6 protein-coding genes are annotated in these 7,019 nt (G+C 59.1%); 5 read left to right on the top strand and 1 reads right to left on the bottom strand.

From position 1 onward, the window contains the following. The first annotated feature begins 196 nt into the window (after window positions 1-196). On the top strand, window positions 197-1,081 hold the full coding sequence (ispE, locus tag L248_RS11035) for a 4-(cytidine 5'-diphospho)-2-C-methyl-D-erythritol kinase (protein WP_040536445.1): 885 nt from the start codon (window positions 197-199) through the stop codon (window positions 1,079-1,081). Then, window positions 1,081-1,470 carry an ArsR/SmtB family transcription factor gene (locus L248_RS11040; protein ID WP_022530310.1) on the top strand — a complete coding sequence of 130 codons (390 nt, stop codon included), beginning with the start codon at window positions 1,081-1,083 and terminating at the stop codon, window positions 1,468-1,470. The genes ispE and L248_RS11040 overlap by 1 nt, the downstream gene beginning before the upstream one ends. Window positions 1,471-1,534: 64 nt before the next feature. Here the strand turns inward: L248_RS11040 and L248_RS11045 are convergent, their stop codons facing one another. Then, on the bottom strand, window positions 1,535-3,079 hold the full coding sequence (locus tag L248_RS11045; RefSeq protein WP_022530311.1) for a multicopper oxidase family protein: 1,545 nt from the start codon (window positions 3,077-3,079) through the stop codon (window positions 1,535-1,537). A 204-nt stretch (window positions 3,080-3,283) separates the two neighbouring features. Between L248_RS11045 and purR the strand changes: the two genes are divergently transcribed. The 3 genes from purR (at window position 3,284) to L248_RS11060 (ending at window position 6,822) form a co-directional block, all read left to right on the top strand. Further along, on the top strand, window positions 3,284-4,144 hold the full coding sequence (gene purR / locus L248_RS11050) for a pur operon repressor (protein WP_022530312.1): 861 nt from the start codon (window positions 3,284-3,286) through the stop codon (window positions 4,142-4,144). Between the two features lie 287 nt (window positions 4,145-4,431). Continuing rightward, complete coding sequence (glmU, locus tag L248_RS11055) at window positions 4,432-5,820, top strand: bifunctional UDP-N-acetylglucosamine diphosphorylase/glucosamine-1-phosphate N-acetyltransferase GlmU (RefSeq protein ID WP_022530314.1); 1,389 nt, start codon at window positions 4,432-4,434, stop codon at window positions 5,818-5,820. A gap of 18 nt (window positions 5,821-5,838) precedes the next feature. Further along, a complete protein-coding gene (locus L248_RS11060) occupies window positions 5,839-6,822 on the top strand; it encodes a ribose-phosphate diphosphokinase (RefSeq protein WP_022530315.1) in 984 nt (327 codons plus the stop codon). Window positions 6,823-7,019: the final 197 nt, after the last annotated feature.

A 7,019-nucleotide genomic window follows, 5' to 3' on the forward strand; every position in this document is an offset into this window, starting at 1 on the left:
TCGTGGGTGTATCCCGTGATCCACGAGGCGGGCGCGCGAAGCGCAACGCCGTATCGGCCCAAATCGCCGGGTCTCGCGCACCACTTCTACTCCCCACGAGGCGGACGCGCGAAAGCGCAACGCCGTCACGGATTGTTGGTAGCGTGTACGCGCAAAATCCGATATAATGAGCACAATATAGACAGCGGTGAAGCTTATGGAAGAAATGATGGAGCGGGCAGCCGCTAAGATCAATCTGTCACTCGACGCCTTGTACGTCCACCGTGACGGATTGCACGAGTGGGAAATGGTGATGGCCTGTGTGGATCTGCACGACACGCTCCACCTTACCCCCCGGTCAGACGGCCAAATCTACGTCAGTACAGACAGCGTGTTTTTACCCGAAGACGGCCGCAACTTGGCCTATCAGGCCGCGCGACTGCTTCAGCAGCGCTATGCCCCAGAACAGGGGGTGACGATCGATATCGAGAAGCATATTCCCGTTTCGGCGGGGATGGGCGGCGGCTCCGCTGATGCCGCCGCGGTTTTGCGTGCCCTTAATCGGCTCTGGCATTTGGGGCTCGACCGGCGCACGTTGGCAGCCCTGGGCTTGACGCTGGACTCGGATGTCCCGTTTTGCGTGTACAGCGAAACCGCCCTGGTCACCGGCCGGGGGGAAATCGTGACGCCGCTGGGCGCGACGCCGGATTGCTGGGTCGTCATCGCCAAGCCGCCGGTACCGGTCTCCACTCCGCAGATCCTCAGCGTGGCCACGACCCCGGCCGCTTTGCCCCATCCTGATACACAGCGGGTCATCGCCGGTATTCGCCAGCACGACTTGCCGCTCATGGCCGGAGGTATGGGGAATGCGCTGGAGACCATTTCGGAAGAAAAAATTCCGGAGATTCGGCGGATTCGCCAAAAAATGGGGCAATTCGGGGCGATTACTGCCCAAATGACGGGGACCGGTCCCACCGTGTTCGGTATCGCCGCCACCCGCAGCCGCGCCCAGCGAATCTACAACGGGTTGCGCGGGTTTGTACCCGAAGTCTATGTTGTTCGACCGTTAAAACATCAAGAAAAGGAAGTTAAGGCAGAATAATGGCCAAGAAAAAACACGCCAATTCGGTTGCTGAACAGGTTCAAGAACGCACGGCGGCAGAGTTCCGCTCTGATATTGCCCACCTGAACGCGCTGGCCAGTCCGGCGCGGCAGAAGCTGCTGATGCTCTTGGGGGACAAGTCCGACCAAGGGCTGACGGTCAATGAGCTGGCCGAGCAGATTCGGATGTCGCAGCCGGCAACGTCGCACCACCTCAAGATCCTAAAAGAAGTGGGCATGATCGACGCGTACAAGCAGAAGAACAAGGTCTACTATTACCTGACCTTGGACGACACCATCGACCGGTTGCAGGCTATCCTGGACCTGTTACGGGACCGGGTGCGGCTGATGCATACGCCAGGCTCTGGCGACGCAGAAGACAATAAATAAGACACGGCTGGAAGCCTGGGAAAGGCCGTCCAGCCGTGTCTTTTTCGCTGCTTAAGCAAGCAGATTACATGTGCATGCCCATTTTCTTATAGGACCCCATGGCGCCGATCCACATATCGTCCATGCTGACGCCGCGCTCCTTGGCGAAGGCCGTCATCAAGGTGTGGTGGTCCATCAGTTTGTACTTTGGCCGTGGCTTGCTGGGGTCGATGACTTCGATTTGAGCCATCATGCCGCCGTCTTCGTGCTCCAGAATGTGGCAGTGATACATGAAGACCCCAGCAAAGTCGAAGCGCATGGCGATACGGACTTTCTCCCGGGGGTTCACGCCCACCGTGTCTTTCCAGCCCAGCTCATTCGGGTAGGGGGCATGGCCATTACGAGAAATGATTTGGAACTGACCGCCGTGGACGTGGAACGGGTGGATCATGCCGCCCGTCATGTCGTTGGTGTTGGCGATTTCCCAAATCTGGGTCGCCCCTAATTCTTGGGTGCTGTCGATACGCTGCATGTCGAATTTCTTCCCGTCGAGCATCACTTCTTCGTCCATGCCGGACATGATGACCTTGTGGATCGGCAGGTCAGGATTTGGCACGAGCCGAGGAATGTCGACAAGCTTTTCCGGCAGCTCGCCGTGACCGTTGTCGTTCTTAGCCTTGATGCGGAAGGCGAGCAGCGGGGTGTCGTCAGTATACAGTGTGACCGTGTCGCCAACGGCGTAGTTGCTGAAGTCGACAACGACCTCGGCCCGCTCGGCACAGGTGAGCATCAAGTGGGTGAAGTAGACGGGGCCGGGCAGAATGCCGCCATCGGAGGCCACTTGGGCGAATTCATGGTCGTCGCCGAAGTGCAGGCGCCATTCCCGCCGGTTCGCGCCGTCCAGAATGCGCAGACGTACCCGGGTGGTGGTGACGTCGAAGTAAGGGTTGACCGTCCCGTTGATGACGGCAGTCGGACCTTGCACACCATCAGGGTCATAATCGGCTTCGTAGTCCCACTGGTTCTGGCGGTTGAAATGGCGGTCCTGGAGAATGACCGGGATATCGTCGACGCCATAATTACGGGGCAGCGGCAGCTTTTCTTCCTGGGCGTCACGCACTAAGACCATCGCGGCCAGGCCCTTATAGACCTGGACGGCCGTCTCGGGGCACGGGTGGGCGTGGAGCCAGAGAGTCGCCGCCGGTTGCTTGACGGTGAATTCAATATCCTTCGTCTCGCCCGGGTAAACCGGTGCGTGGCAGCCGCCGTCCACATACGGCCCCGGCACGTTCAAGCCGTGCCAGTGGAACGTGGTCAGCTCAGGCAGGTCGTTCTTCAAGTGGATCGTGACATGCTGGCCCTCCTTGAAGACGATGGTCTGCCCCAGGACGTTGGCATCGTAACCCCAGGTCTTGGTCGGTTTCCCCGGCAGCATCTGCACCTCGCCGGCCTTGGCCGTGACGGTATATTCCACGTGGTCCGCATCCTCGCTGTCCGCCGGATGCAGCGCCGGAATCGCCAGCGGCTGGGCCGGGGCGTCCTTGTTCACCTTCAACGGGATATACCCGCCATCTAAGGTATTGAAGGCTGTCTTATCGAAGAAATAATCCGTATACGTCTTGTGCGCCATAGCACTCACCTTTCTCAGGAACGTTAATTACACTTCCTAGTATATGATAATGGTTATCGATTGTTAACGGGGAAGACTTGCCCGGGGAAGAGAAGAAAGGCGGCAAAACGCCCGGCCGGCCAATTCCGTCTTGACTTTCCGAACGATTACATAGAAAATAGAGAAAATAACCGGAAATAACGCAAATGCTGAAAGGAATCCATCATGAAAGTAAAACGCAGCGAACGACTGATCGATATCACCCAATATTTAATGGCCCGTCCCAAGACCTTGATCCCCCTGACTTTTTTCTCCGCCCGGTACGAATCGGCGAAGTCTTCCATCAGTGAAGACTTGGCCATCGTCAAGCGGACCTTTGCCGCCCGGGGGACGGGGATCTTGCAGACGGTGCCGGGGGCCGCTGGCGGCGTCCGTTACATTCCCGCCGTGTCCCGAGAGTTCGCCGAGACGTTTTTACAGAGTATGGCGGCGCGCTTGGCAGAAAAGGAACGCTTATTGCCCGGCGGGTACGTGTACCTTTCTGACCTCCTGGGGCAGCCGACGATCCTGAACGACATCGGCCGGCTGATTGCCACGCAGTACGTCCGCAATTCCGTGGACGTGGTGATGACGGTGGCCACGAAGGGGATTCCCATTGCCCAAGCCACGGCCAGCTTCCTGAACGTGCCCTTCGTCATCGTTCGGCGCGATTCCAAGGTCACTGAGGGCTCTACGGTCAGCGTCAACTACGTGTCCGGCTCGAGCAATCGGATCGAGAAGATGGAGCTGTCCAAGCGGTCGCTGCGGGAGGGCGCCAAAGTGCTCGTGGTCGACGACTTCATGAAGGGCGGCGGCACGGTCAACGGCATGCGCACCCTGATCAATGAGTTCGACGCGGAACTGGTGGGCATCGCGGTCTTTGCCGAAGCCATCTTCTCCGGCAAGCCGATGGTGTCTAACTATTCGTCCTTGCTGCGGGTGGACGATGTTGACACGGAGGCCCAGACCATCGTGGCGAATCCGGGGAACTATCTGGAGAAAACGACCTTCTTGGAAGACTTGACTCAGGCTGTGCCAGAGCGGTAGGGCAGCTCCGGAGGCCCGGCGATTTGGGCCCTCCGGCTGGCTGGGGCGATCTGAGTAGCTAACCGAATCAATAGTTTCAGAAAAATCCGGGGAGAGTACTTCGTCACCCGGCTTTTTTGGTCCCGGGCAACCCACCATTGCTCACGCGGGCCTTTGTACCGGCCAAGCACCCCGAAAACAAGGCGGCTGGGCGCAGCCCAACGCCGTCCTACTGTGGCGCTGGGCCGTTTTTTCCTGTATGATATGAATGAATACGGACAATTTGTGAGAAAGCAGGGGGTTTCTGAATGGAACCAAGGTATGTCGTGATCTTAGCCGCGGGCAAGGGCACGCGGATGAAGTCGGACGTCCATAAAGTGCTGCACAAGATCTGCGGCCGGACGATGGTCGAACACGTATTGACCCAGGTCAGTCAGGTGCAGCCGCAGCAGATCATCACCGTTGTCGGGCACGATGCCCAGGATGTGAAAGCCACACTGGGCGACCGCACTGCGTACGCCGACCAGCCAGAACAGCTAGGCACAGGGCACGCGGTGTTGCAGACCGCACCGCTGCTGGCGGACAAGGAAGGCGTGACGCTGGTGGTCAGCGGGGATACACCGCTGCTGACCGCCGCGACGCTGAACAAGCTGCTCCAGTACCACACGGAGAAGGGCGCCAAGGCCACGATTCTCACCGCTACGGCCCCGGATCCTACGGGATACGGCCGCATCATCCGCAACGACTTGGGTATCGTGGAGCGTATCGTCGAACAAAAAGATGCTAGCCACGAAGAAGCCGCTATCCAAGAAATTAACACCGGGGTCTACTGTTTCGACAATCAAGCCCTGTTTTCTGCCTTGAAGCAAGTGACCAACAAGAACGCGCAAGGCGAGTACTACCTGACGGATGTGATCGCCATTATGCGCAAGGCCGGCGGCATCATCGCGGCTTACCGGATGCACGACTTCGAGGAGTCCATGGGGGTTAACGACCGGGTCGCCTTGGCGGCGGCCACGAAGGTGATGCAGCGGCGCATCAACCATGACTTCATGATGGCGGGCGTGTCCATGATCGATCCGGCGACGACGTATATTGACGTCGGCGTGACCATCGGCCAGGATACCGTGATTGAACCGGGCGTCCAGATCCAGGGGCACACCACCATCGGCAAGCACTGCGTGGTCGGTGCCCACTCTCTGCTGATCGACGCGACCATCGAGGATGACGTGCACATCACCAGTTCGACCATTGAGTCGGCCATCATGCGCAAGGGCAGCGACATCGGTCCTAATTCTCACCTGCGGCCCAAGGCCGATATCGGCGAGGACGTCCACGTCGGTAACTTCTGCGAAGTGAAGAACGCCACGCTGGGTGCCCGCACCAAGCTGGGCCACCTCTCCTACGTGGGCGATGCGACCCTGGGCAGCGACATCAACGTCGGCTGCGGGGTGGTCTTCGTCAACTACGACGGGGTGAAGAAATGGCACTCCACGGTGGGCGACAAGGCCTTCATTGGCTCCAACAGCAACATCGTGGCGCCCGTGGAGATCGCGGACCACGCCTTCATCGCTGCCGGTTCCACCATCACCAAGGACATTGCGTACCACGCCATGGGCATTGCCCGGGCACGGCAAGTGAACAAGCCCGATTTTTGGGACAAATTACCGTTGAGCAAGAGCCAAGAGTGGCAATAAGGAAAAGCGGAGGCAAACATGGTTGAAAATCGTTTCGGCGAAAAGCTGAAGATCTTTGCACTGAATTCGAATAAACCCTTAGCAGAAAAAATCGCCCAGACCGTGGGTGTGGAACTGGGCAAGTCCTCGGTCAGCCGATTCTCTGACGGCGAGATTCAGATCAATATCGACGAGAGTATTCGGGGCGCGGATGTCTTTCTGATCCAATCCACCTCAGCACCCGTCAACGACAACTTGATGGAATTACTGATCATGATCGACGCCCTGCGTCGGGCCAGTGCCCGCACCATCAACGCCGTTATTCCTTATTACGGCTATGCCCGCCAGGACCGCAAGTCCCGGGCACGCGAGCCGATCACTGCGAAGCTGGTGGCGAACATGCTCCAGCGGGCCGGTGCTGACCGGATTGTCGCGCTGGACCTGCACGCCGCTCAGATTCAAGGCTTCTTCGACATTCCTGTGGACCATATGATGGGCGCACCGCTGCTGGCCAGTTACTTCCTGCAGCACCACTTGAACGAGAACGCCGTCACCGTCTCTCCGGACCACGGCGGCGTTACCCGGGCGCGGAAGGTGGCCGAGTTCTTGAAGACCCCGCTGGCGATCATTGACAAGCGCCGCCCCCGGGCCAACGTGGCCGAAGTGATGAACATTATCGGCCACGTGGAAGGCAAGCGGGCAATCATTATCGACGATATGATCGACACCGCCGGCACCATCACCTTGGCCGCCCAGGCGTTGAAGGACGCCGGCGCGACTGAAGTCTACGCCAGCTGTACCCACCCCGTCCTCTCTGGCCCGGCCATCGACCGCATCCAGAACTCCAGCATCAAACAGCTGGTCGTGACGGATTCGATCCAGATGCCGCCGGAGAAGATGATTCCGAAGATGGTTCAAGTGTCCGTGGCGAAGCTGCTGGGCGAGGCCATCGTCCGTATCTACGAGAACGAACCTGTCAGCCCGCTCTTCAGCATCCAGCACCAGCTCCAGAACCAAGCGTAATCAGCTCATTACCCGCCCGCTACCGACCTTTCCGCCGGCGGCGGGCTTTTTTGAGAAAGGCACTGCTGTGTTTCCCCCGTGTGGGGCGAGATATGCCGGGCCCGGCGATTTGGGCCCTCCGGCTGGCTGGGCGTGGAAAGGATTCGCGAGACCCGGCGATTTGGGCCCTCCGCCAGGGGGCCTGGAACGTGGTGGGC

The sequence above is a fragment of the Schleiferilactobacillus shenzhenensis LY-73 genome, from assembly GCF_000469325.1.
Classification (GTDB): Bacteria; Bacillota; Bacilli; order Lactobacillales; family Lactobacillaceae; genus Schleiferilactobacillus; species Schleiferilactobacillus shenzhenensis.